The 22,463-nt window shown below is 65.1% G+C and carries 20 protein-coding genes; 10 read left to right on the top strand and 10 right to left on the bottom strand.

The window, feature by feature from the left end; translation table 11 throughout:
- Positions 1-147 precede the first annotated feature (147 nt).
- The 3 genes from aroA to rpsA all read left to right on the top strand — a co-directional run bounded on the left by aroA (position 148) and on the right by rpsA (position 4,296).
- Complete coding sequence (aroA, locus tag LB525_RS16215; protein ID WP_224545356.1) at positions 148-1,506, top strand: 3-phosphoshikimate 1-carboxyvinyltransferase; 1,359 nt, start codon at positions 148-150, stop codon at positions 1,504-1,506.
- A gap of 247 nt (positions 1,507-1,753) precedes the next feature.
- Entirely contained in the window at positions 1,754-2,404 is a 651-nt protein-coding gene (gene cmk / locus LB525_RS16210) for a (d)CMP kinase (RefSeq protein ID WP_224545355.1), read from the top strand.
- Between the two features lie 194 nt (positions 2,405-2,598).
- A complete protein-coding gene (rpsA, locus tag LB525_RS16205) occupies positions 2,599-4,296 on the top strand; it encodes a 30S ribosomal protein S1 (protein ID WP_095769359.1) in 1,698 nt (565 codons plus the stop codon).
- Positions 4,297-4,416: 120 nt separating this feature from the next.
- Here rpsA and LB525_RS16200 read toward each other — a convergent pair whose 3' ends face one another.
- The 4 genes from LB525_RS16200 to LB525_RS16185 form a co-directional block, all read right to left on the bottom strand.
- Positions 4,417-5,124 (bottom strand): SDR family NAD(P)-dependent oxidoreductase, encoded by a 708-nt coding sequence (locus LB525_RS16200; RefSeq protein ID WP_224531510.1) that lies wholly within the window; start codon positions 5,122-5,124, stop codon positions 4,417-4,419.
- Between the two features lie 198 nt (positions 5,125-5,322).
- Positions 5,323-6,903, bottom strand: coding sequence for a 5-guanidino-2-oxopentanoate decarboxylase (locus tag LB525_RS16195; RefSeq protein ID WP_224545354.1), 1,581 nt, complete (start codon positions 6,901-6,903; stop codon positions 5,323-5,325).
- Entirely contained in the window at positions 6,900-7,568 is a 669-nt protein-coding gene (locus LB525_RS16190) for a TetR family transcriptional regulator C-terminal domain-containing protein (RefSeq protein ID WP_224545353.1), read from the bottom strand. The genes LB525_RS16195 and LB525_RS16190 overlap by 4 nt, the downstream gene beginning before the upstream one ends.
- The gene (locus tag LB525_RS16185) at positions 7,538-8,410 is read right to left on the bottom strand and encodes a dimethylarginine dimethylaminohydrolase family protein (RefSeq protein WP_224545352.1); all 873 of its coding nucleotides are present in this window, start codon (positions 8,408-8,410) and stop codon (positions 7,538-7,540) included. The genes LB525_RS16190 and LB525_RS16185 overlap by 31 nt, the downstream gene beginning before the upstream one ends.
- Positions 8,411-8,621: 211 nt before the next feature.
- Here LB525_RS16185 and LB525_RS16180 point away from each other — a divergent pair, with 211 nt between their 5' ends.
- The 6 genes from LB525_RS16180 to LB525_RS16155 all read left to right on the top strand — a co-directional run bounded on the left by LB525_RS16180 (position 8,622) and on the right by LB525_RS16155 (position 14,409).
- Positions 8,622-9,437, top strand: a complete 816-nt coding sequence (locus tag LB525_RS16180) for an ABC transporter ATP-binding protein (RefSeq protein WP_318012406.1) — start codon at positions 8,622-8,624, stop codon at positions 9,435-9,437.
- Between the two features lie 57 nt (positions 9,438-9,494).
- The gene (locus LB525_RS16175) at positions 9,495-10,292 is read left to right on the top strand and encodes a transporter substrate-binding domain-containing protein (protein ID WP_140546720.1); all 798 of its coding nucleotides are present in this window, start codon (positions 9,495-9,497) and stop codon (positions 10,290-10,292) included.
- 145 nt (positions 10,293-10,437) lie between these two features.
- Positions 10,438-11,151, top strand: coding sequence for an ABC transporter permease (locus LB525_RS16170; protein WP_411971031.1), 714 nt, complete (start codon positions 10,438-10,440; stop codon positions 11,149-11,151).
- Entirely contained in the window at positions 11,151-11,960 is an 810-nt protein-coding gene (locus tag LB525_RS16165; RefSeq protein ID WP_224531536.1) for an ABC transporter permease, read from the top strand. The genes LB525_RS16170 and LB525_RS16165 overlap by 1 nt, the downstream gene beginning before the upstream one ends.
- Before the next feature lie 87 nt (positions 11,961-12,047).
- The gene (locus LB525_RS16160) at positions 12,048-13,049 is read left to right on the top strand and encodes an Ldh family oxidoreductase (protein WP_224545351.1); all 1,002 of its coding nucleotides are present in this window, start codon (positions 12,048-12,050) and stop codon (positions 13,047-13,049) included.
- 376 nt (positions 13,050-13,425) lie between these two features.
- Complete coding sequence (locus LB525_RS16155) at positions 13,426-14,409, top strand: complex I NDUFA9 subunit family protein (RefSeq protein WP_095769369.1); 984 nt, start codon at positions 13,426-13,428, stop codon at positions 14,407-14,409.
- A 9-nt stretch (positions 14,410-14,418) separates the two neighbouring features.
- On the opposite strand, the gene LB525_RS16150 is transcribed toward LB525_RS16155, so the two are convergent.
- On the bottom strand, positions 14,419-15,789 hold the full coding sequence (locus LB525_RS16150; RefSeq protein WP_224545350.1) for a cytochrome P450: 1,371 nt from the start codon (positions 15,787-15,789) through the stop codon (positions 14,419-14,421).
- Positions 15,790-16,061: 272 nt separating this feature from the next.
- On the opposite strand from LB525_RS16150, the gene gyrB reads away from it, so the two are divergent.
- Positions 16,062-18,533 carry a DNA topoisomerase (ATP-hydrolyzing) subunit B gene (gyrB, locus tag LB525_RS16145; protein WP_140844803.1) on the top strand — a complete coding sequence of 824 codons (2,472 nt, stop codon included), beginning with the start codon at positions 16,062-16,064 and terminating at the stop codon, positions 18,531-18,533.
- A gap of 179 nt (positions 18,534-18,712) precedes the next feature.
- Here the strand turns inward: gyrB and LB525_RS16140 are convergent, their stop codons facing one another.
- The 5 genes from LB525_RS16140 to LB525_RS16120 form a co-directional block, all read right to left on the bottom strand.
- Positions 18,713-20,110 (bottom strand): NAD(P)(+) transhydrogenase (Re/Si-specific) subunit beta, encoded by a 1,398-nt coding sequence (locus LB525_RS16140; RefSeq protein WP_224545349.1) that lies wholly within the window; start codon positions 20,108-20,110, stop codon positions 18,713-18,715.
- A 1-nt stretch (position 20,111) separates the two neighbouring features.
- Positions 20,112-20,531, bottom strand: a complete 420-nt coding sequence (locus LB525_RS16135) for an NAD(P) transhydrogenase subunit alpha (RefSeq protein ID WP_140545871.1) — start codon at positions 20,529-20,531, stop codon at positions 20,112-20,114.
- Positions 20,531-21,808, bottom strand: coding sequence for a Re/Si-specific NAD(P)(+) transhydrogenase subunit alpha (locus LB525_RS16130; RefSeq protein ID WP_224545348.1), 1,278 nt, complete (start codon positions 21,806-21,808; stop codon positions 20,531-20,533). The genes LB525_RS16135 and LB525_RS16130 overlap by 1 nt, the downstream gene beginning before the upstream one ends.
- A gap of 85 nt (positions 21,809-21,893) precedes the next feature.
- Positions 21,894-22,118, bottom strand: coding sequence for an aa3-type cytochrome c oxidase subunit IV (locus LB525_RS16125; protein WP_095769375.1), 225 nt, complete (start codon positions 22,116-22,118; stop codon positions 21,894-21,896).
- A gap of 149 nt (positions 22,119-22,267) precedes the next feature.
- Positions 22,268-22,417 carry a DUF3096 domain-containing protein gene (locus LB525_RS16120; RefSeq protein ID WP_023729728.1) on the bottom strand — a complete coding sequence of 50 codons (150 nt, stop codon included), beginning with the start codon at positions 22,415-22,417 and terminating at the stop codon, positions 22,268-22,270.
- Positions 22,418-22,463: the final 46 nt, after the last annotated feature.

Below are 22,463 nucleotides of genomic sequence, written 5' to 3'. Positions count from 1 at the left end.
GCTGTCAAAGCCAAAAGCCGGCATTGTAAAATGCTCGTGTTCGAAGGCCTCGCACAAGGGGATGACCATTGCAACGCACCGTGATACGAGACCGCCGCAGCATGACGAACCGAGCCGGTCAGCCGGCATTTCATTTGGAAGACAAGGATGTCTCACTCCGCCGCCGCTAAGCCGGCCACGGCCCGCAAATCCCCTGCCCTTGCCGGCACCGCGCGCGTGCCGGGCGACAAGTCGATCTCACACCGCTCGTTCATGTTCGGCGGCCTTGCCTCCGGCGAAACCCGCATCACCGGCCTGCTCGAAGGCGAGGACGTGATGCGCACGGGCGCCGCCATGAAGGCGATGGGCGCGCATATCGAAAAGAACGGCGGCGAATGGGTCATCCGCGGCATCGGCAACGGCGCGTTGCTGCAGCCTGAAGGCCCGCTCGACTTCGGCAATGCCGGCACCGGCTCGCGCCTCACCATGGGGCTCGTCGGCACCTATGACATGGAGACGACCTTCATCGGGGACGCCTCGCTTTCGGGCCGGCCGATGGGCCGCGTGCTCGACCCGCTGCGCCAGATGGGCGTGCAGGTGCTGAAGGCCGCTCCCGGCGACCGCATGCCGATCACGCTGCGCGGCCCGAAGCATGCAGCACCCATCACCTATCGCGTACCGATGGCATCCGCCCAGGTGAAGTCGGCGGTGCTGCTTGCCGGCTTGAACACTCCCGGCATCACCACGGTGATCGAACCCGTGATGACGCGCGACCATACCGAAAAGATGCTGAAGGGTTTCGGCGCCAACCTGAGCGTCGAGACGGATGAGCGCGGCGTGCGCCACATCTTTATCGAAGGCCAGGGCAAGCTCACCGGACAGACGATCGCCGTGCCAGGCGACCCCTCCTCTGCCGGCTTCCCACTGGTCGCGGCGCTGGTCGTGCCGGGTTCGGACATCGTCATCGAGAACGTGCTGATGAACCCGACCCGCACCGGGTTGCTGTTGACCTTGCAGGAAATGGGCGGCCGGATCGACATCCTCAATCCGCGCAATGCCGGCGGCGAGGACGTGGCGGACCTGCGCGTGCGCTCCTCGGAGCTGAAAGGCGTGGTGGTGCCGCCCGAGCGCGCGCCCTCGATGATCGACGAGTATCCGGTGCTGGCCGTCGCCGCGAGCTTCGCCGAGGGCGAGACGCTGATGCAGGGGCTGGAGGAACTTCGGGTCAAGGAATCCGACCGTCTGGCGGCGGTGGCTAGAGGCCTGGAGCTCAACGGTGTCGACTGCACAGAGGGCGAAGCCTCGCTCGCCGTGCGCGGCAGACCGGGCGGCAAGGGACTCGGCGCTCATCCGAACGGCCCCGATACGGCGGTGAAGACGCATCTCGACCACCGCATCGCCATGAGCTTCCTCGTCATGGGCCTGGCCACCGAGAAGCCGGTGACGATCGACGACGCCAACATGATCGTGACGAGCTTTCCGGAATTCATGGGACTGATGAAGGGGCTGGGCGCGGAGATTGGGTGAGGGCGATGGACTGGAGCCGAACTGAGACGCTGGCGGGACAGCGCCCCCCTCTGTCCTGCCGGACATCTCCCCCTCAAGGGGGGAGATCAGCTGTCGCGTCGGCTTTCGCCAATCACCAGCGTTTAAAGATCGAGCGGAGCGCCGAAGCTGCCACAAGTGGGGGAGATGTCCGGCAGGACAGAGGGGGGCGCGAAGGATCGCGGCGGTTATTGTATTTGTCGCCCCCTCCAACCGCGACGCTCCATCCATGAGCACCCCCTTCACCATCGCCATCGACGGCCCTGCAGGCGCGGGCAAAGGCACGCTGGCCCGCCGGCTTTCCGACCATTACCGGCTGAACCTGCTCGATACCGGCCTCACCTATCGCGCGGTGGCCCACAAGCTGCTCGAACTCGGCCTGCCGCTCGACAATGTCTCGGCGGCGGAAACCGCTGCTCGTCAGGTCGACCTCTCCAATCTCGATCGCACCGTTCTGGCCGCGCATGCGGTAGGCGAGGCGGCCTCCAAGGTCGCGGTCATTCCGACCGTGCGGCGTATCCTGGTGGAGAAGCAGCGGGCCTTCGCCAAGGCGCCGCCGGGTGCTGTGCTCGACGGCCGCGACATCGGCACGGTGGTGTGCCCCGATGCCGACATCAAGCTCTATGTCACGGCAAGCGCCGAAGTGCGCGCCAGGCGTCGGCTGGCCGAGATCGAGAGCATGGGCGGCAGCGCCGATTTCGCCACCATCCTTGCCGATATCGAGCGCCGCGACGAGCGCGACATGGGCCGCGCCGACTCGCCGCTGAAACCGGCGGCAGACGCGCACTTGCTTGATACCAGCGAAATGGCTATAGAAGCCGCGTTTCTGGCGGCGATGGCGATCGTTGACGATGTCCTTGCCAAGAGAAACAAGGCCTGATCAGGTTTTTCGATTGCCGTTGGCGGCGAAAATACCCATATCGGGCACGAACCAGCCTGCCAGCATTCTTCATGCGCCGGACTTGCCGCCTGAACAGCGGCCAAGGGCTTTCAGCCCGGAACGCCGGCAGGCTCACGCAACGCTAACCCACGGCGCCCGCCCCGCTTGAAGACCGGGGTATTCCAGGAGAAACAATGTCAGTAGCTAATCCGTCTCGCGACGATTTCGCGAGCATGCTCGAAGAATCATTCACCGCCGGCCATTCCGGCGAGGGCCAGGTTGTCCGGGGCACGATCACCGCGATCGAAAAGGACATGGCCATCATCGATGTCGGCCTCAAGGTCGAAGGCCGCGTGCCGCTGAAGGAATTCGGCGCCAAGGGCAAGGAATCCTCCCTCAAGGTCGGCGACACCGTCGAGGTCTATGTCGAGCGCATCGAAAACGCGCTTGGCGAAGCCATGCTGTCGCGCGAGAAGGCTCGCCGCGAGGAGAGCTGGGTGCGTCTCGAAGAGAAGTTCACCAAGGGTGAGCGCGTCGAAGGCGTCATCTTCAACCAGGTCAAGGGCGGCTTCACCGTCGACCTCGACGGCGCCGTGGCGTTCCTGCCGCGCAGCCAGGTCGATATCCGCCCGATCCGCGATGTCACCCCGCTGATGCACAACCCGCAGCCCTTCGAGATCCTCAAGATGGATCGCCGCCGCGGCAACATAGTGGTGTCGCGCCGCACCGTGCTCGAAGAGAGCCGCGCCGAACAGCGTTCGGAAATCGTGCAGAACCTCGAGGAAGGCCAGGTGGTCGAAGGCGTGGTCAAGAACATCACCGACTACGGTGCGTTCGTCGACCTCGGCGGCATCGACGGCCTGCTGCATGTCACCGACATGGCCTGGCGCCGCGTCAACCATCCGACCGAGATCCTCAACATCGGCCAGACGGTCAAGGTGCAGATCATCCGCATCAACCAGGAAACCCACCGCATCTCGCTCGGCATGAAGCAGCTCGAGTCGGATCCGTGGTCGGACATCGGCACCAAGTTCCCGATCGGCAAGAAGATCAAGGGCACCGTCACCAACATCACCGACTACGGCGCGTTCGTCGAGCTGGAACCGGGCATCGAGGGCCTCATCCACGTTTCGGAAATGTCGTGGACGAAGAAGAACGTGCATCCCGGCAAGATCCTGTCGACGACGCAGGAAGTCGACGTGGTGGTGCTCGAGGTCGATCCGGCCAAGCGCCGCATCTCGCTCGGCCTCAAGCAGACGCTGGAAAACCCGTGGCAGGCTTTCGCCTCGAGCCATCCGGTCGGCAGCCAGGTCGAGGGCGAGGTCAAGAACAAGACCGAGTTCGGCCTGTTCATCGGCCTGGAAGGCGACGTGGACGGCATGGTGCATCTCTCCGACCTCGACTGGACCCGTCCGGGCGAGCAGGTCATCGAAGAGTACAATCGCGGCGACATGGTCAAGGCGCAGGTGCTCGACGTTGACATCGAGAAGGAGCGCATCTCGCTCGGTATCAAGCAGCTGGCCCGCGACACTGTCGGCGAAGCGGCCAGCAGCGGCGAGCTGCGCAAGAACGCTGTCGTCACCTGCGAGGTCATCGGGGTGAAGGATGGCGGCCTGGACGTGCGGCTGGTCGACAGCGGCATCGAGACCTTCATCAAGCGTTCGGACCTTTCGCGCGACCGCGACGAGCAGCGGCCCGAGCGCTTCACCGTCGGCCAGAAGGTCGATGCCCGCGTCATCGCCTTCGACAAGAAGACCCGCAAGCTGCAGGTCTCGATTAAGGCGCTGGAAATCGCCGAGGAGAAGGAAGCGGTCGCTCAGTACGGCTCGACCGACTCCGGCGCTTCGCTGGGCGACATTCTGGGCGCCGCGCTGAAGAAGCAGGGCAACTAAAGCCTTCCGGGAAAGCCGTTTGCGGCTTTCCGTCGGAGCTGCGTAAGCCCTTTGGCGAACAGCAAAAACCCCGCCGGAGCGATCCGGCGGGGTTTTTCTATTGTCTGGATTTCTGTGGGGTCAGGCGCGTCCATAAAGCGGAACAAGCGTGCCGCTCATCGCCAGGTTGGCGGGCGAGGCGAGGTAGGCGATCGCTTCCGCCGCGGCCTCCAGGCTGACCCATTTGGCGAAATCGGCATCGGGCATGTCGGCGCGGTTGGCGGGCGTGTCGAGCGTCGAGGGCGCCACGGCGTTGACGAGGATGCCCTTGCCCTTCAACTCCTCGGCCATGGCCACCGTCATCGCCGCGACCGCCGCCTTGCTTGCGGCATAGGCAACCATGCCGGAGCCGCGCCTCGGATCGAGTCCGGCGCGCGCCGTGACGTTGACGATGCGGCCGGCCGTATTGGACTCCAGCATCGAGCGCACCGCGGCGCGGCTGCACAGGAAAGCCGTGCGGGCGTTGGTGTCCATCATCTCGGCGAAGGAGGCCGACTCGATCTTTTCGACCGGCGCCATGGTAAAGCCGCCGGCAAGGTGGATCGAGGCCCAGAGCTCGGGAACCTGATGGTAGAAGGCCTCGACCTTGGCCGAATCCGACAGGTCGACATTATGCGCCAGATGCACGCTGGCATGGGCTGCGTAAGGAAAATGCGGCGGGGCCGCCGCGTGGGCATTTGGCACGTGGCAGATCGCGCCTTGCTCCAGCAGTCTGCCGACAACCGCGCCGCCGAGCGCCCCAGTGCCGCCCGTCACCACGACATGCCTGCCATTCAGCGTTTCCGTCATACCTAGACCGCTCCTGTCATTTTTTTATGATTATATCTTGGGTTATGCCGCCCCAGGCTCGAACGTCGCGCCTTTCGCGCTGTCACTCAATTGAAATATCGACATGGCTGGCGCAGCGTCTTTGCATGCGTCGAACCTTGGCGGGCGGCATCGATTTGCCGGCGCCGAAAGGGGTCAACCGGCAGATGCACCGATCTTTCAGTCGACGGTGATTTCGATGACGCGCGGCTTGCCGGCCGCCCGCGCGCGCTTCAGCGCCAAGGCAAGGCCGCCGGCCCCGGCCAGCCGCTCGGCCTCGATGCCATAGGCCTCGGCGAGCTTGCAGAAATCGGGCGGTGCCGGCGACACGCCGACCGGCTCGACGCCGACATCGAGCATCGAGGTTTCGATCTCGCGATAGCCGCGATTGTTCCAGACGACGAAGATTACCGGCGCTTCGGCGTCGAGCGCGGCGCCGATCTCCGGCAAGGTGAACTGGAAGCCGCCATCGCCGGTGAGGCACACCACCGGCGCCTCCGGCACCGCAAGTGCTGCGCCGATCGCCGCCGGCGGACCGTAGCCCAACGCGCCGAAGCCGGTCGCGGCGTTGAACCAGCCGCCGGGACGGTCGTGGTCGTAATAGAGGTTGGCGGCATAAATCGGCTGGGTCGAGTCGCCGACGATGATGGCGCCCGGCAGCGCGTCGCGGATTGCCTCCACGGCGCGCACCTGCGCCAGATATTCGGGCTTCAGCTCGGCCCGAGCAGCCTCGCGCGCGGCGGCCGCACGAGCCTCGCCATCGCTTGCCGCGGCATGGCCAGATCCGATCGCTGCAAGCAGCGCCTCGATCGCTTCCGCGCAATCCGCGTGGATGCCAACCGTCACCGGCCGGCGCGCAATCTGGTCGGCGCCGATATCAATGCGGATCAGGCTCGGCGGCAGCACGAAGCCGCCGTCGCTATAGCCGTCATAATCGGTCGGGCCGAATTCGGTGCCGGCGGCAATCACCAGATCGGCGTCCGCCATCAACGCACGCACGGCCTTGAGGCTGGGGCTCGCCGGCACGCACAGCGGATGGCCATGCAGCAGGCCACGCGCATTGGCGGTCTCGACCACGGGGGCGCCGAGCGTCTCGGCCAGACGCCGCAGCGCCGCATCGGCCTTCTTGGCGCCGCCGCCTGAAAGGATCAGCGGACGGCGTGCGGCCCTGCAAAGCCGTGCCGCCTCGGCGATCGCCGCCAACTCCGGAGCGGGCGGCGCGGCATTGCTAAGGACGGCCGCAACACCATCGGCGGGCTTGACCATGACGTCGGTGGGGATCTCGATATGGACCGGCCCCGGGCGTGAGGAGGAGAAAACGGCGAAGGCGCGGGCGAGCGCGCCAGGCAACTGCCCGGCCTCGGTGATGCGCTCGGAAAACAGCGCCACCTTCTCCATCATGCCGCGCTGGTCGGGCAGCTCATGCAGGAAGCCCAGCCCCTTGCCAAGCGTATCGGTGGCGTTGACGCCCGAGATGACCAGCATCGGCACCGAATCGGCGCGCGCCTGTCCCATGGCGGTGATGGTGTTGGTGAGGCCCGGCCCGGTGATGACGAAGGCGACGCCAGGACGGCCGCCGGCGCGCGCATAACCGTCGGCCATGAAGCCGGCGCCCTGCTCGTGGCGCGGCGTGACATGGCGGATCTTCGAGCCCGCCAGGCCGCGATAGAGCTCGACCGTATGCACGCCCGGAATGCCGAAGACGGTGTCGACGCCATGCGCCTCGAGCAATTTGATCAGCGCTTCGCCGATGGTGGTCATTGGTTTCCTCCCTTTTCCGGCGCCAAGCCGAGCTCGGCCTCTATGGCTTTGACGCCAATCGCCGCCAATTCGCCAGGCGAGAACATCTCTGCTGCCAGGCAGCCTTCGATCCAGAGCCCGTCGATGAGCGCGTTGATCGCGATGGCATGGCGACGCAGCTCGCCTGCGTCCGGCTTGCGCCGCTCGGCGGCGAGCACCTCGGCAACGACCGCTTCCACCTCGTCGCGAAAGCCGAGATAGCCTTCGCGATGGGCACGGGCGAGCGCCGGATCCGCATTGGCGCGGCCAAGGAAGGTTGCCCAGAGCGAAAACACCCGCCGGTCGACGATCGGCGCGTTGAGGTTGGCGGTGACGAAGGCCGCGAGGCGTTGGCGAGGCGAGGCGTCTTCCATGACCAATGCCGCCTTCGCCTGCTCGGTCATGCGGCCGACCAGCGCCGCATAGGCTTCCTGCAGCAATTCTTCCTTGCCGGGGAAATAGTGCCGGATCAGCCCGGCGGTGACGCCGGCGCGCAAGGCGATGGTGCGCAAGGTGGCACCCTGAAGGCCATATTCCGCCACGCTGTCCAGCGTCGCATCGATCAGATCCTGCCGCCGCCGCTCCTCGCCCTCGCGGCGGAACTTGCGGCGCGCATTCATTGGCGCAGGATCGGCCGCGTCAGGCATGTCGGCCCGCCTTCACAGGCGATGCAGAGCGCATCCGCCTCGAATGTCTCGACCGTGCAGCCGGCGGCTTCCATCGCGGCCTTGGTCTTGGGAAAACCAGCAACGGCGATGACCTTCTGCGGGCTGGTCGGCAGCACGTTCAGGCTGAGGCCGTTGGAAGCGGCGAACTCTTCGGCGTCGCCTTCGACCAGCCGGATGCCGCGCGCCTTCAGCATCTGATAGAACGCGGCCGGCAGAAGCGGCGAATAGACCAGGGCCAGGTCGTCGGCCAGCGGGCTGATCACCGACATCAGATGCAGGCACGCCTCTTCGCCTTGCCAAAGCGGCAAATCGAAGCCGTAGACGGAAATGCCCAGCGGCGTCAGCAGGTTGGAAACCTGCTGGATACCTTCCTGGTTCGAGCGCACACCGCGCCCGATCGCCAGCGTGCGGGCATCCACCCATACGCAGTCGCCGCCTTCGACCTGACCAGGCGCCTCGACACGACCGAGGACCGGAATGCCCAGTCTCTTATAGGTTTCCTCATGCAGCGAGGGCTCCCGGGCGCGCAGTGGCTTGCCCATGGACAGGATCAGCGCGCCGCGGTCGGTCATCAGCGACGGGTCATGCGTGAACACCGAATCCGAAAGGCCGTCGGCCGTGTCCTCGATCCATTCGATCTCGGCGCCGGAAGCCGCCACCATGTCGGCAAGGGCCGCATGCTGCACGGCTGCTTTCGCCGGGTTGAATCCCGGGCCATAGTGCCAGGCCGCCCTGTCGGCGTCGCGCATGGCGTTGGCCGCCGACCGCATCAGCACGCGCCGCAGCGGCGCCGCCATGGACTGTGACCCGAAAGCGCTCATCGATGCCCTTTTAAGATGAAAAAAATCGTGAAAATTTCATGAAAGGCTATTTATACACTTGCGCAACAAGGCCGCAAGTGCCGTAATGAGCGGGATTGACGGGCTCGCGCTGTCGGGTCCATGCTGAAGCCTGGAGCGGGTCAGTGCAGCGTATGTTGATTAGCCGGATAGACGTTCGACGACCTGCAGTCGGCCAGATAGAGGTCACCCGGTGAGCGCTGCAGCAGCTGCCACGGTCCAATCCGGTGAGGCGCAGAACGGCGCCGCCGAAGCCATCCATGTCGAAAACCTGCACAAGAAGTTCGGCCAGCTGCACGTGCTGAAGGGAGTTTCGCTGTCGGCGCGCGACGGCGAGGTGGTCGCCATCATCGGCGGCTCCGGTTCCGGCAAGTCGACGCTCTTACGCTGCATCAACTGCCTGGAGAACCCCACAAGCGGCATCATCCGGGTCAATGGCGAGGAGATCAAGCTCAAGGCCGACAGCCACGGACACACCGTTCCGGCCGACCGCAGGCAGATCGAGCGCATTCGCTCGAGGCTCGGCATGGTTTTCCAGAATTTCAACCTGTGGAGCCACATGACGCTGATTGAGAATGTCATCGAAGTTCCGGTGCATGTGCTTGGCGTCAAGCGCGGCGAAGCGATCGCCCAGGCCGAGAAGCTGCTCGCCCGCGTCGGGCTGGCGGAAAAGCGCGACGTCTATCCGGCTTTCCTGTCCGGCGGCCAGCAGCAGCGGGCCGCGATCGCCCGCGCGCTGGCGATCAATCCGCGCGTCATGCTGTTCGACGAACCGACTTCCGCGCTCGATCCCGAGCTGGTCGGCGAAGTGCTGAAAGTCATCGGCGACTTGGCGCGCGAGGGGCGCACCATGGTGCTGGTGACGCATGAAATGAAGTTCGCCCGCGAGGTCGCGACGCATGTCGTCTATCTCTACAACGGGCTGGTCGAGGAAGAAGGTCCGCCGGAACAGCTGTTCGGCGCGCCCAAATCCGAAAGGCTCAAGCAATTCCTCCGCAATGTCGGCTAGGTGCCGGCATCAAGCGGAGCGAAAAACCGGGAACAACAACAAACTGGGAGTCCTGACATGAAGACTGTTCTCAAGACATTTGCCGCCGCGCTGCTTCTCGGCGTCGCGGCGATGGGCGGAGTGGCCAAGGCCGAGCAGGTCAAGATCGGCGTCGCCGCCGAACCCTACCCGCCCTTCACCTCGCCCGACGCCAGCGGCAAATGGGTGGGCTGGGAGATCGACTTCGTCGACGCCGTCTGCGCCGAGGAGAAACTTGACTGCGTGATCACGCCGGTGGCCTGGGACGGCATCATCCCGGCGCTGACGACCAAGAAGATCGACGCCATCGTCTCTTCCATGTCGATCACCGACGAGCGCAAGAAGACGATCGACTTCTCGGACAAGTACTACAACACCCCGACCGCGATCATCGGGCCGAAGGACCAGAAGTTCGGCGCCACGCCGGACGATCTCAAGGGCAAGGTGATCGGCGTCCAGGTCTCGACCGTGCATGCCGTGTACGCGAAGAAGCATTTCACCGGCGCGCAGGAAATCAAGGAATACCAGACCCAGGATGAAGCCAACCAGGATCTGGCCGCTGGCCGCATCGACGCGGTGCAGGCCGACTCGATCGCGCTCGGCGAATTCCTGAAGTCGGACCAGGGCAAGGCCTGCTGCGACCTGAAGGGCATGGTGGCGCCCGACGACGAAGTGCTTGGCCCGGGTGTCGGCGCCGGTATCCGCAAGGAAGACACCGCGCTCAAGGAAAAGTTCAACGCCGGCATCAAGGCGATCCGCGCCAACGGCAAGTACGACGAGATCTCGAAGAAATATTTCGACTTCGACATCTATGGCGGCGCCACGCAGTCGAACTGAGCCCTCTCGAAATGAGTGAGGGCATGGCGTCCGCGCCATGCCCGATCTTGCCACGCGTGCCCGCCGCTGACCTGACCATCGGCGGCTCGCCAGCAATCCGGGGACGAAGCTGATCGACGCCTTTCTTCCGGCCTCCGCGGCCGGCATCATCGAACTCCTGTCGCCCGTGGCGCCCGGCTGGGGCGGCACGCTGCTGGTCGGCCTGCTGCATTCGATCGAGATCGCCATAGGCGCGACCTGCCTCGGCCTCATGATCGGCACCGCCGGCGCGTTCGGCAAGCTCTATGGCGGCCCGGTGACGCGCGATCTGCTCGCGGTCTACACGACGGTCGTGCGCGCCGTGCCGGAACTGGTGCTGATCCTGCTGCTCTATTACGCCGGCACCGACCTCATCAACCAAGTGCTGACGGCGATCGGCTACAGCCGTGTCGACATCAGCGGGCTCGCGGCCGGCATTTTCGTGCTGGGTTTCGTCCAGGGCGCCTATTCGACCGAAGTCATCCGCGGCGCCATCCTCGCCATCCCGCAAGGCCAGATCGAGGCCGCCCGAGCCTACGGCATGTCGCCGGGCCTGATGCTGCGACGCATCACTGTGCCGGCCATGCTGCCCTTCGCCATCCCCGGCCTGGCGAATCTGTGGCTCATCGCCACCAAGGACACCGCGCTGCTTGCCGTCGTCGGCTTCTTCGAACTGACGCTGGCGACGCGCCAGGCGGCCGGCGTGACCAAGGCCTACCTTCTTTTCTACCTTGCGGCCGGCGCGCTCTATCTCGCGCTCTCGCTGTTCTCCAACCTGATCATCGGCCGCGTCGAGGCCTGGTCGCGGCGCGGCATGCCCTCCGTCAGGGAGGCGCGCTGATGTCCGCCGAAGCCTCCGCGATCCACATGGCGGCGCGCGCCTCGATCTGGCTCAAGCCGCACCGCATCGTGCTGATCCTGATCGGGCTGGCGCTGGTTCTGTGCGCCGCCGTCTTCATGCGCTGGGACTGGCTGCCGCAATATTGGGAAATGGGCCTGATAGGCATCTGGCGGACGCTTTGGATCCTCGCCGTCACCTGCGCGCTGGGCTTTGCGCTGGCCGTGCCGCTCGGGCTCGCCCAGGCAGGCGGACCGATCTGGTTCTCGGCACCGGCGAAGGTCTTCTGCACGATCATCCGGGGAACGCCGCTGCTCCTGCAGCTCTGGCTGCTCTATTACGGCCTCGGCTCGATCTTTCCGCAATATCCATGGATCCGCGAATCGTGGCTTTGGCCGTATCTCAGGCAGGCCTGGCCGTATGGCGTGGTGGCGCTGACCTTCTCCTTCGCCGGCTACGAGGGTGAAGTGATGCGCGGCGCATTCGCCGGCGTGCCGCGCGGACAGTTGGAGGCCGCCCGCGCGTTCGGCATGAGCCGCTGGAAAATCTTCCGGCGCATCTGGCTGCCGCAGGCCTTCTACCGTGCGCTGCCGACGCTGACCGGCGAGACCGTGCTGCAGTTGAAATCGACCCCGCTGGTGGCGACGATCAGCGTCATCGACATCTTCGCCGTCTCCTCCAAGGTGCGCCAGGACACGTATCTGACCTACGAGCCTTTGCTGCTGCTGGCGCTGATCTATATGACGATCACCGGTATCCTGGTCTTCGTCTTCAGCCGGATCGAGGCACGGATTCCGGTCAAGATCGGATAGCGAATAGAGAGTAGCGAATAGCGAGTAGTTTCTTTATTTCCCCCTACTCGCTATTCCCTATTCGCTACTCGCTGCAGGGCAACACTGATGCAACTCACCCTCGCCCAGGCAACAGGCCTATGCCGGATGGCGGCGCTTGGCGCCGGCGCCAATGAGGAGGCGGCGCGGTCGCTGACAGCCTCGATCATCGCCGCGGAGGCCGAAGGCCTGTCGACGGTGGGGCTGTCGCATTTCATCGACTATCTGGAAGCGCTCGAAGCCGGCCGCATCGACGGCAACGCCGATCCGGCGATCACGCGGCCGGCGCTCGCCGTCTATCTTTCGGATGCGCGCGGCGGACTTGCCCATATCGGCTTCGACCGCACAATCGACGACCTGGTCAAGGCGGCAAAACTGTTCGGGGTCTCGATCTTCTCGCAGAAGAACGCCTATACATGCGGCGCGCTCGGCTATTTCACTGGGCGGCTGGCCGAACAGGGGCTGGTGTCCTTCGCTGCCACCAACGGGCCGGCGGTGCTTGCCGGCTCGGGCTCAGTCAAGCCGGTCTATTGCACCAATCCGATGTCCTTTGCGTCGCCCGCCGCCGACGGGCCGCCGCTGGTCATCGACCAGTCGTCGAGCGCGACCGCCTTCGTCAACATCCGCAAGGCGGCGGAGGAGGGCAAGAAGATCCCCGAAGGCTGGGCGCTGGATGCCAGCGGCAACCCGACCACCGATCCGGCGGCGGCGATGAAGGGCGCCATGCTTGCCTTTGGCGGCCAGCGCGGCGCCAACATCGCTTTAATGGTCGAGGTGCTGGCCGCGGGCATTTCCGGCGCCAACTGGTCGCTCGACGCGCCCTGGTTCACCGATGGGGCGGAGAGCCCCGGCACCGGCCTTTTCGTTCTGGCCATCGAGCCAAAGCTGCTCGACCCGAATTTCGAGCGGCGCATGAAGGACCAGCTCGAGCGGTTGCGGCGGCGCTATGGCGTGCATATCCCCGGCCGCTCGCGCGCTGACGCCGCCGAGAAGGCAAAGGCGCGCGGCATCACCACGTCCAGGGCAGTGGTGCAGCGCATTTCGGAATTCGCCGAGCGTTATTCGGCCTGATTTTTCCCTCCGCGATTGAACCTTTTTAGACGCTGCACGACCCATGTCCGGCACCCCACGTCGCGAGCCGCCCGATTGGCTTCGTCCGGCTCGCGGCTGGCGGCGCCACGCCGGGCGTTCAAGGCGGGGCGGGCGTGCTTGCTTCACGCCACCTTGATGCCGTCTCAGGTCAGGCCGTCTCGTTGGACTCTGCTTCGGTGTGGACACTGCCCGGAAAACCCGGCTTCGGCGGGGTTTTCTGTTCTCCCAAATGCGGCGGGGCAGGCATTCCGGCCAAGTTCAAAAACAAGCCGACGGCGACTTCCGGTCGCTCTTTGCCTTTGGCGAGAAACGGATTAAGAAACGGCTTCAGCCAAGCATTTGCGCGGAGCCAGTCATGACCGAAATCCTGCAGACCCCCAAGCTCGTCGTCGTCTTCGGCGGCTCGGGCTTCGTCGGTCGCCACGTCGTGCGAGCGCTGGCCAAGCGCGGCTACCGCATCCGGGTCGCCTGCCGGCGGCCCGACCTTGCCGGCCATGTGCAGCCGCTCGGCAATGTCGGCCAGATTCAGCCCGTGCAGGCCAATGTGCGCGTGCGCTGGTCGGTCGACCGCGCCGTGCAAGGCGCCGACCATGTCGTCAACCTGGTCGCCATCCTGCATGAGACCGGCCGCCAGAAATTTGGCGCCGTGCACGAGTTCGGCGCGCGCGCCGTCGCCGAGGCCGCACGCTCGGTCGGCGCCGGCCTCACCCAGATCTCGGCACTCGGCGCCGATCTCAATTCGCCGTCCAACTACGCCCGCACCAAGGCGCTGGGCGAAAGGGCAGTGTTCGAGACGATTCAGGATGCCGTCATATTCCGCCCGTCGATCAATTTCGGACCGGAGGACCGCTTCTTCAACCGCTTCGCCGGCATGGCGCGCCTGTCGCCCGTCCTGCCGCTGATCGGCGGCGGGCAGAACAAGCTGCAGCCGGTCTATGTCGGCGATGTCGCCGAAGCGATCGCGCGCTCGGTCGACGGCAATGTCAAGGGCGGCCAGATTTATGAACTCGGCGGCCCGCAGGTGCTGACCTTCAAGGAATGCATGGAGGAAATGCTTGCCGTGATCGACCGCAGGCGCCTCCTGGTGCCGGTGCCGTGGTGGGTGGCGAACATCCAGGCGTCGATCCTCCAGCTGCTGCCCAATCCGCTCCTGACCAAGGACCAGGTGCTGCAGTTGCGTGAGGACAATGTCGTCTCGGACGAAGCCGCCAAGGCCGCCAGGACGCTTGCCGGGCTGGGCATCCAGCCGCAGGCGATCGCCACCATCCTGCCCAGCTATCTCTGGCGCTTCCGCGCCGCCGGCCAGTTCCAGCAGCGCCGGCCGATCGCCGATCGGTAACCAGCCGCTTCAAGCCCGGCGGGAGACCTGCATCGGCAGGCCGCCCTGCGGCTGCGTGGTGAGTTTCTGCACCGGCCAAGGTCGGGTCTGCGATGTCGCGTCGAAGCGGAAGCGCGACAACAGGATCGCCAGAGCGATGATCGCTTCCTGCATGGCGAAGCTTGCACCGATGCAGACGCGCGGCCCGGCGCCGAAGGGCAGGTACTGGAAGCGGTCGATCCTGTCGCGGTTTTCGGGATGGAAACGCTCCGGCAGGAAGGCGTTCGGCCTGTCCCAGAGCTTGCGGTGGCGATGCACCACCCAGGGCATCACCAGCACGGCGGCGTATTTCGGAATGTATAAGCCGTTCCAGGTCTCCGGTTCGATCGGCTCGCGGTTGATCGAGGGCGCAGGCGGATAGAGCCTGAGCGCCTCCTCGAAAGCGGCGCGGGTGAGCGGCATGGCATCCAGCCACTTGGTCGGATCGGGTTCGCGCGCCAGCACGGCGTCGATCTCCTGCTCGATCTTGTCGCGTTCCCAGGGCGCCCCGGCGAGGCAATAGATCGTCCAGCCCAGCGCCCGCGCGGTCGTCTCATGGCCGGCGCCGATGAAGGTGATGATGTTGTCCTCGACTTCGGCGCGGGTCAGCCCGTCCGGTCCCTCGGCGCGCAGCAGAAGCGTGAGAAAATCCTGCGGCACGCCGTCGGGATCGCGCTTCATCCGCTCCTCGCGTAGTCTCACCGTGTCGGCGACGATGTTGCGGAAATAGGCCATCGTCTTGCGGCCGCGGATGCGGGTTAGCCGCGGCAGCCATTCCGGCGCGCGCAGAAGGTCAAGCGGGTCGACACGGCCCATGGTCTCGAACAGGCGGTCGATCTCCTTGGCGAAGCTGCCGGGCTGGCCGGCGATCTCGCCGGAAAACAGCGTTTCGGCGAGGATGTCGTAGGTGAGCATCGTCATGTCATGCGCGACATCGGTCATGCCGCCGGCCTCGTAGCGGGTGACGAAATCCAGCGTGCGCTTCAGCATCGGCCCGGCGAAGCCGAAGATGTGGCGCGGTGTGAACACCGGCGCCATCGCCTTGCGCGAGCGCCTCCACACCTCGCCTTCGGCGGTCAGCAGCCCGTCGCGCAGGATCGGGCGCAGGATCAGCTGGCGCACAGTCGCCATCTTGTAATTCTTGGCGTTATCGATCAGCACATGGCGGATGAGGCCGGGATCGTTGGCGATGACCAGAGGGCCGCCGATGCCGGTCACCGAGATCCAGGGCTCGTTATAGGTATGCTCGCCCCACAGCTCGAGCGGATTGCGGTAGACGATGCGCATCATCTCCAGCGTCGAAGGCGGCGTTGTGCGCGGCGTCGGCGCCGGGGGCACGAAAGGGGCGGGCTTGGTGTCCATGAAGCATGCTCCGCTGACAGCCGAATGTAGTGTCCGACGAAGCGGGCGTCCATCTGGCCGAGCAGGTCCGCGATCGTCACCAAATACGGCTCGCGTCAGCCGGCTTGCCGGTCCGTCGGCTCGGGGTGAATGAAAGGCTTCTCGCCAAGCCGGCAAAATGGCCGCAAACCTTGGAAAACCAGCCGTTTGCGCCTATATCTAGGACATCAAAACGGCGCGATTCGGGGTGACTTTCCCGTGCCGGACCATCGACATCAATCAGACAGGTATTCATGAGCGACCAGACCGAAAGCGCCATTGGCGTGGAAGCCGAGTACGGCGCCGATTCCATCAAGGTTTTGAAGGGGTTGGATGCCGTGCGCAAGCGTCCGGGCATGTATATCGGTGACACCGATGACGGCTCGGGCCTGCATCACATGGTCTATGAGGTGGTGGACAACGCCATCGACGAGGCGCTGGCGGGCCACGCCGACCTCGTCTCGGTGACGCTCAACCCCGACGGTTCCGTCACCGTGATCGACAATGGCCGCGGCATTCCGACCGATATCCACTCCAGCGAGGGTGTTTCGGCGGCCGAAGTGATCATGACGCAGCTGCATGCCGGCGGCAAATTCGACCAGAACTCCTACAAGGTTTCCGGCGGTCTGCACGGCGTCGGCGTCTCGGTGGTCAACGCGCTTTCCGCATGGCTCAAGCTCAAGATCCGCCGCAACGGCGAAATCTTCGAGATGAGCTTCACGCATGGCAATGCCGACGCGCCGTTGAAGGTGACGGGCACATATGAGCAGAACAAACAGCCCGGCACCTATGAGGGCCGCAGCGGCAGCGAGATCACCTTCTTCCCGTCGGCCGAGACCTTCACCATGGTCGAATTCGACTATGGCACGCTGGAGCACCGGCTGCGCGAGCTCGCCTTCCTCAATTCCGGCGTGCGCATCGTGCTGACCGACGCGCGTCATGCCGACTTGGTGCGCCACGAGCTGCATTACGACGGCGGCCTGGAAGAGTTCGTCAAATATCTCGACCGGGTGAAGAAGCCGCTGATCGAAACGCCGATCGCCATCCGCGCCGAGCGCGACGGCATCACCGTGGAAGTCGCGATGTGGTGGAACGACAGCTACCACGAGAACGTGCTGGCTTTCACCAACAACATCCCGCAGCGCGACGGCGGCACGCATTTGGCGGGCTTCCGCGCGGCGCTGACCAGGCAGATCACCGGCTATGGCGAATCGTCCGGCCAGACCAAGAAGGAAAAGGTCTCGCTGACCGGCGACGACTGCCGCGAAGGCCTGACCGCCGTTCTATCGGTCAAGGTGCCGGACCCGAAATTCTCCTCGCAGACCAAGGACAAGCTGGTTTCGTCCGAGGTCCGCCCGGTGGTGGAAAGCCTGGTCAACGAGGCGCTGGGCACCTGGCTGGAAGAGCATCCGAGCGAAGGCAAGGTGGTGGTCGAGAAGGTGATCCAGGCGGCGGCCGCGCGCGAGGCCGCGCGCAAGGCGCGCGACATCACCCGCAAGAGCTCGCTCGGCGTCACCTCGCTGCCCGGCAAGCTCGCCGACTGCCAGGAGCGCGATCCGGCGAAGTCGGAAATCTTCATCGTCGAGGGTGACTCGGCCGGCGGCTCGGCCAAGGGCGGGCGCTCGCGCCAGAACCAGGCGATCCTGCCGCTGCGCGGCAAGATCCTCAATGTCGAACGGGCGCGCTTCGACCGCATGCTCTCTTCCGACATGATCGGCACGCTGATCACTGCGCTCGGCACCTCGATCGGCAAGGACGAGTTCAACGCCGACAAGCTGCGCTACCACAAGATCATCCTGATGACGGACGCCGACGTCGACGGCGCCCACATCCGCACGCTGTTGCTCACCTTCTTCTTCCGGCAGATGCCGGAGCTGATCGAGCGCGGCCATCTCTACATCGCCCAGCCGCCGCTCTACAAAGTGACGCGGGGCAAGAGCTCGCAATATCTCAAGGACGAAAGCGCCTATGAGGAATATCTGATCGGGTCCGGACTGGATGAGGCCTCGCTGGTGCTGGCCTCCGGCGAGGTACGGACAGGACAGGACCTGCGCGCCTCGGTCGACGATGCGCTTTCGGTGCGCCAGCTGATCAACGGGCTGCACACACGCTATAACCGCAGCGTCGTCGAGCAGGCGGCGATCGCCGGCGCGCTCAATCCCGACGTGCTTGCCGATCTCGGCCGCGCCAACACCATGGCCGAGCGCGTCGCGAAGCGGCTCGACATGATCGCCGAGGAGACCGAGCGCGGCTGGACCGGCAGGCTGTCGACCTCCAATGACGGTTCGGGCGGTTATGTGTTCGAGCGCACCGTGCGCGGCGTGAAGGATGTGGTCCAGCTCGACGCCGGGTTGATCAATTCGGCCGATGCGCGCCAGCTCGACCGCTACGCAGCGCGCCTGGCGGAAGTCTATGGCGAGCAGCCTGCCTTGCGTCGGAAAGAGACCTCGGAACTCCTCTCGGGGCCGCTGGCGCTGCTCAACGCAGTGTTCGCTTCAGGCCGCAAGGGCCTCACCATGCAGCGCTATAAGGGCCTCGGTGAGATGAATGCCGAGCAGCTTTGGGAAACCACGCTGGACCCGAATGTTCGCTCGCTGCTGCAGGTCAAGGTCAACGACGCGACCGACGCCGACTCGCTGTTCTCGCGGCTGATGGGCGACGAGGTGGAACCACGCCGCGAGTTCATCCAGGACAATGCGCTGTCGGTGGCCAATCTGGATATTTGAGCGCGACCTAGAGCAATTCCAGGAAAAGTGTGAGCGGTTTTCCGTCCGGAATTGCTTTAAATCAAAGAGATAGGGCGTTTCGCCGTTTCCGTGAAACGGCGAAACGCCCTAGCCGACAGTTGCTGCAATAAAAAAGCCCGCATCGAGCGGGCTTTCTTATTGCAGGAACTGCGGCTGGATCAGTGATCAAACGCCTTGACGATTTCCTCGGTCATCTTCTTGGCGTCGCCCAAGAGCATCATGGTGCCGTCCTTGTAGAACAGCGTGTTGTCGATGCCGGCATAGCCGGAGCCGAGCGAGCGCTTGACGAACAGGCAGGTGCGGGCCTTGTCGACGTCGAGGATCGGCATGCCGTAGATGGGCGAGGACTTGTCGTCGCGCGCGGACGGATTGGTGACGTCGTTGGCGCCGATGACATAGGCGACGTCGGCCTGCGCGAATTCGGAGTTGATGTCCTCGAGCTCGAACACTTCGTCATAAGGCACGTTGGCCTCGGCCAGGAGCACGTTCATGTGGCCGGGCATGCGGCCGGCGACGGGGTGGATGGCGTATTTGACCTCGACGCCATTGGCCTTGAGCTTGTCGGCCATCTCGCGCAACGCGTGCTGCGCCTGGGCGACCGCCATGCCGTAGCCCGGCACGATGATGACCTTCTGCGCGTTCATCATCAGATAGGCCGCGTCGTCGGCCGAGCCCTGCTTGACGGTGCGCTCGATGCCGTCGCTGGCCACGGCAGCGGTCTCGCCGCCAAAGCCGCCGAGGATGACCGAGATGAAGCTCCGGTTCATGCCCTTGCACATGATGTAGGACAGGATCGCGCCCGACGAGCCGACCAGCGCGCCGGTGATGATCAGCGCCAGGTTGCCGAGGGTGAAGCCGAGAGCCGCCGCCGCCCAGCCGGAATAGGAGTTCAGCATCGACACCACGACCGGCATATCGGCGCCGCCGATCGGGATGATCAAGAGCACGCCGAGCACCAGCGAGGCGGCGACGATCAGCCAGAAGACGAGCTTGGACTCGGTGGTCACGAGCAGCACGATCAGCACCACCAGCGCGATACCGAGCGCGATGTTGATGAGGTGGCGGCCGCCGATCATGATCGGCTTGCCGGACATGCGTCCGTCGAGCTTCAGGAAGGCGATGACCGAGCCGGTGAAGGTGATGGCGCCGATGGCGACGCCCAGGCTCATTTCGACCAGCGCCTGGGCGTGGATGTCGCCCGCCGTGCCGATGCCGAAACTTTCCGGCGCGTAGATGGCGGCGGCCGCCACCATCACGGCGGCGAAGCCGACGAGGCTGTGGAAGGCGGCGACCAGCTGCGGCATCGAGGTCATGGCGATGCGGCGCGCGGTGACCGCGCCGATGCCGCCGCCGATCGCGAGACCGAGCACGATCAGGCCGAAGCGGCCGGCCGAAGGCAGCGCCAGCGCCAGCGTTGTGGCGATGGCGATGCCCATGCCGATCATGCCGTAAAGATTGCCCTGGCGGCTGGTGGTCGGGTGCGACAGGCCGCGCAGCGCCAGGATGAACAGGATGCCGGAGACAAGATAGAGGAAGGAAGCGAAGTTGGCGTTCACGTCACTTTTCCTTCTTCTTGTACATGGCGAGCATGCGCTGGGTGACGAGGAAGCCGCCGAAGATGTTGACCGAGACCAGCACCAGCGCGACGAAGCCGAAGCCCGCGGCCAGGCCGGAAGCGGCGATGCCGACGGCGAGCAGCGCGCCGACGACGATGACCGAGGAGATGGCATTGGTGACGGCCATCAGCGGCGTGTGCAGCGCCGGCGTCACCGACCATACGACATAATAGCCGACGAAGATCGCCAGCACGAAGATGGCGAAACGGAAGACGAAGGGATCGATGGCGCCGCCCGAAAGCGCATGCGCGGCGTTGCCGGCAGCCTCGCCGGCGGGCGCGTTGGCGAGATCCTGCACCGCAAGACGGACGGCGGCGGTCGCCTGATCGAGCTGGTCGAGGGCTTTCTGCAGCTGTTCCATCACGCGGTCCCTTTCGACTTAGACGAGGGCGACTTGGCAGCGGCAGGATTCCTTGCCGCTGTCTTCTTCGGAGCAGGATTGGAGGCGTCGGCGACCATGGTCTTGGCAGGAACGGCGGCCGGTTCGACGCGCGGCTCTTGCGCCGCCTTGGCGAAATTCGGGTGCACGACTTGGCCAGCGTCAGTCAGCATGGTGGCCTTGACCAACTCGTCGTCGCGCTTGATGGCGAGCGTCTTCGCGGTCTTGTCGACCATCGTCTCGAGGAAGGCGTAGAGGTTCTTGGCGTAGAGCAGCGAGGCGGAAGCAGCAACACGACCGGGCACGTTGAGATGGCCGACGATCTTGACGCCGTTTTCCGTCGTCACGACCTTGCCGGGCACGGCGCCCTCGACATTGCCGCCGCGCTCCACCGCCAAGTCGACGATCACCGAGCCCGGCTTCATCGAGGCGACCATGGCAGCCGAGATGAGCTTCGGCGCCGGACGGCCAGGGATCAGCGCGGTGGTGATGACGATGTCCTGCTTGGCGATGTGCTCGGCAGTCAGCGCCGCCTGCTTGGCCTGGTATTCCTTCGACATTTCCTTGGCGTAGCCGCCGGCCGTCTCGGCCGCCTTGAACTCCTCGTCCTCGACCGCCAGGAATTTGGCGCCGAGCGATTGCACCTGCTCCTTCACCGCCGGACGCACGTCTGTAGCGGTGACGATGGCGCCCAGCCGCCGCGCGGTGGCGATGGCCTGCAGGCCGGCGACGCCGACGCCCATGACGAAAGCTTTCGCCGCCGGCACTGTGCCTGCCGCCGTCATCATCATCGGCAGCGCGCGGTCATATTCGGCGGCCGCGTCGATCACTGCCTGGTAGCCGGCGAGGTTGGCCTGCGAGGAAAGCACATCCATCGACTGGGCGCGGGTGATGCGCGGCATGAATTCCATCGAAAAGGCGGTGATGCCGGCCTTGGCCATCGCGGCGACAGCGGCATCGTTGCCGTAAGGATCCATGATGGCGATGACGGCGGCGCCCGGCTTGTAGCCCTTGAGCTCGCCATCCGTCGGCCGGCGCACTTTCAGCACCACATCGGCCTTTTTGGCGTCGGCCGCCGTTCCGATCGCGCCGCCGGCAGCAGTGAAATCCTGGTCGGGAATGCGTGAGCCGAGGCCGGCGTCCTTCTCGACGATCACGTCGAAGCCGAGACCCGCAAGGCGCTTGACCGTCTCCGGCGAGGCCGCGACGCGCGGCTCGTTCGGGTCAATCTCGCGAGGGATGAATACTGTTTGTCCCACCGGATGATCCTTTCGGCTGGAACCTTGACTGCGCAAGGCGTCGGCCGGACGTCCGGCGACGTCGAGGGCAATGGGCTTGGGAAGTCTACCGCAGAATGAGAGTGCCGACGGCCATGATCAGGATGAACAGGATGGTCGCCGAGAAGAAGCCGCCGACGAAGAAACCGAAGGCCATTGCAATAAGGACGGCGGCACAGAACAGCGAGCCGTATTTGGCAAGACCGAGGAAGCCTTTGTAGGTACGGTCGTGCTCGGCATAGTCCATCTGCGCGCCCAGCTCGACAGGACCGGTCGGCGTGTGATCAGCCATGGAAGTACCCCTTCGAAAATGCCTTCGAGGCACATAGCGAAAAGCCGAACCAAGAGCAATGGCGCTATTGCCGCACAGTCCGCGACAACAGCCTCAAACGAAAGTTGAAATCGAATGCTGCGCGATGTCGACGCGGCCGGCGCGGGATTTCAGCCGGCGAGATGAGGGAAAAGGCCGAGCAGGCCGACAACGATCAGGTAAAGCGCGACGATGTAATTGAGGAGCCGAGGCATCACAAGGATCAGCACGCCGGCGATCAGCGAGATCAGCGGCGTCAGCGCGAGCGAGTGGATGGTCATGCGGGATCCTTTCTTATGACAGGCGCGATCGCCTGGGCAGACCGGG

This window comes from Mesorhizobium sp. CA16, assembly GCF_020165175.1.
Classification (GTDB): Bacteria; Pseudomonadota; Alphaproteobacteria; order Rhizobiales; family Rhizobiaceae; genus Mesorhizobium.
Note: the sequence above shows the minus strand (reverse complement) of the source record. Positions and strands in the feature narration are given on the sequence as shown.

Excerpts from the sequence above, each read along its gene's own strand:
- aroA (WP_224545356.1), top strand. The coding sequence starts at position 148 with ATGTCTCACTCCGCCGCCGCTAAGCCGGCCACGGCCCGCAAATCCCCT.
- cmk (WP_224545355.1), top strand. The coding sequence starts at position 1,754 with ATGAGCACCCCCTTCACCATCGCCATCGACGGCCCTGCAGGCGCGGGC.
- rpsA (WP_095769359.1), top strand. The coding sequence starts at position 2,599 with ATGTCAGTAGCTAATCCGTCTCGCGACGATTTCGCGAGCATGCTCGAA.
- LB525_RS16200 (WP_224531510.1), bottom strand. The coding sequence starts at position 5,124 with ATGACGGAAACGCTGAATGGCAGGCATGTCGTGGTGACGGGCGGCACT.
- LB525_RS16195 (WP_224545354.1), bottom strand. The coding sequence starts at position 6,903 with ATGACCACCATCGGCGAAGCGCTGATCAAATTGCTCGAGGCGCATGGC.
- LB525_RS16190 (WP_224545353.1), bottom strand. The coding sequence starts at position 7,568 with ATGCCTGACGCGGCCGATCCTGCGCCAATGAATGCGCGCCGCAAGTTC.
- LB525_RS16185 (WP_224545352.1), bottom strand. The coding sequence starts at position 8,410 with ATGAGCGCTTTCGGGTCACAGTCCATGGCGGCGCCGCTGCGGCGCGTG.
- LB525_RS16175 (WP_140546720.1), top strand. The coding sequence starts at position 9,495 with ATGAAGACTGTTCTCAAGACATTTGCCGCCGCGCTGCTTCTCGGCGTC.
- LB525_RS16165 (WP_224531536.1), top strand. The coding sequence starts at position 11,151 with ATGTCCGCCGAAGCCTCCGCGATCCACATGGCGGCGCGCGCCTCGATC.
- LB525_RS16160 (WP_224545351.1), top strand. The coding sequence starts at position 12,048 with ATGCAACTCACCCTCGCCCAGGCAACAGGCCTATGCCGGATGGCGGCG.
- LB525_RS16155 (WP_095769369.1), top strand. The coding sequence starts at position 13,426 with ATGACCGAAATCCTGCAGACCCCCAAGCTCGTCGTCGTCTTCGGCGGC.
- LB525_RS16150 (WP_224545350.1), bottom strand. The coding sequence starts at position 15,789 with ATGGACACCAAGCCCGCCCCTTTCGTGCCCCCGGCGCCGACGCCGCGC.
- gyrB (WP_140844803.1), top strand. The coding sequence starts at position 16,062 with ATGAGCGACCAGACCGAAAGCGCCATTGGCGTGGAAGCCGAGTACGGC.
- LB525_RS16135 (WP_140545871.1), bottom strand. The coding sequence starts at position 20,531 with ATGGAACAGCTGCAGAAAGCCCTCGACCAGCTCGATCAGGCGACCGCC.
- LB525_RS16125 (WP_095769375.1), bottom strand. The coding sequence starts at position 22,118 with ATGGCTGATCACACGCCGACCGGTCCTGTCGAGCTGGGCGCGCAGATG.
- LB525_RS16120 (WP_023729728.1), bottom strand. The coding sequence starts at position 22,417 with ATGACCATCCACTCGCTCGCGCTGACGCCGCTGATCTCGCTGATCGCC.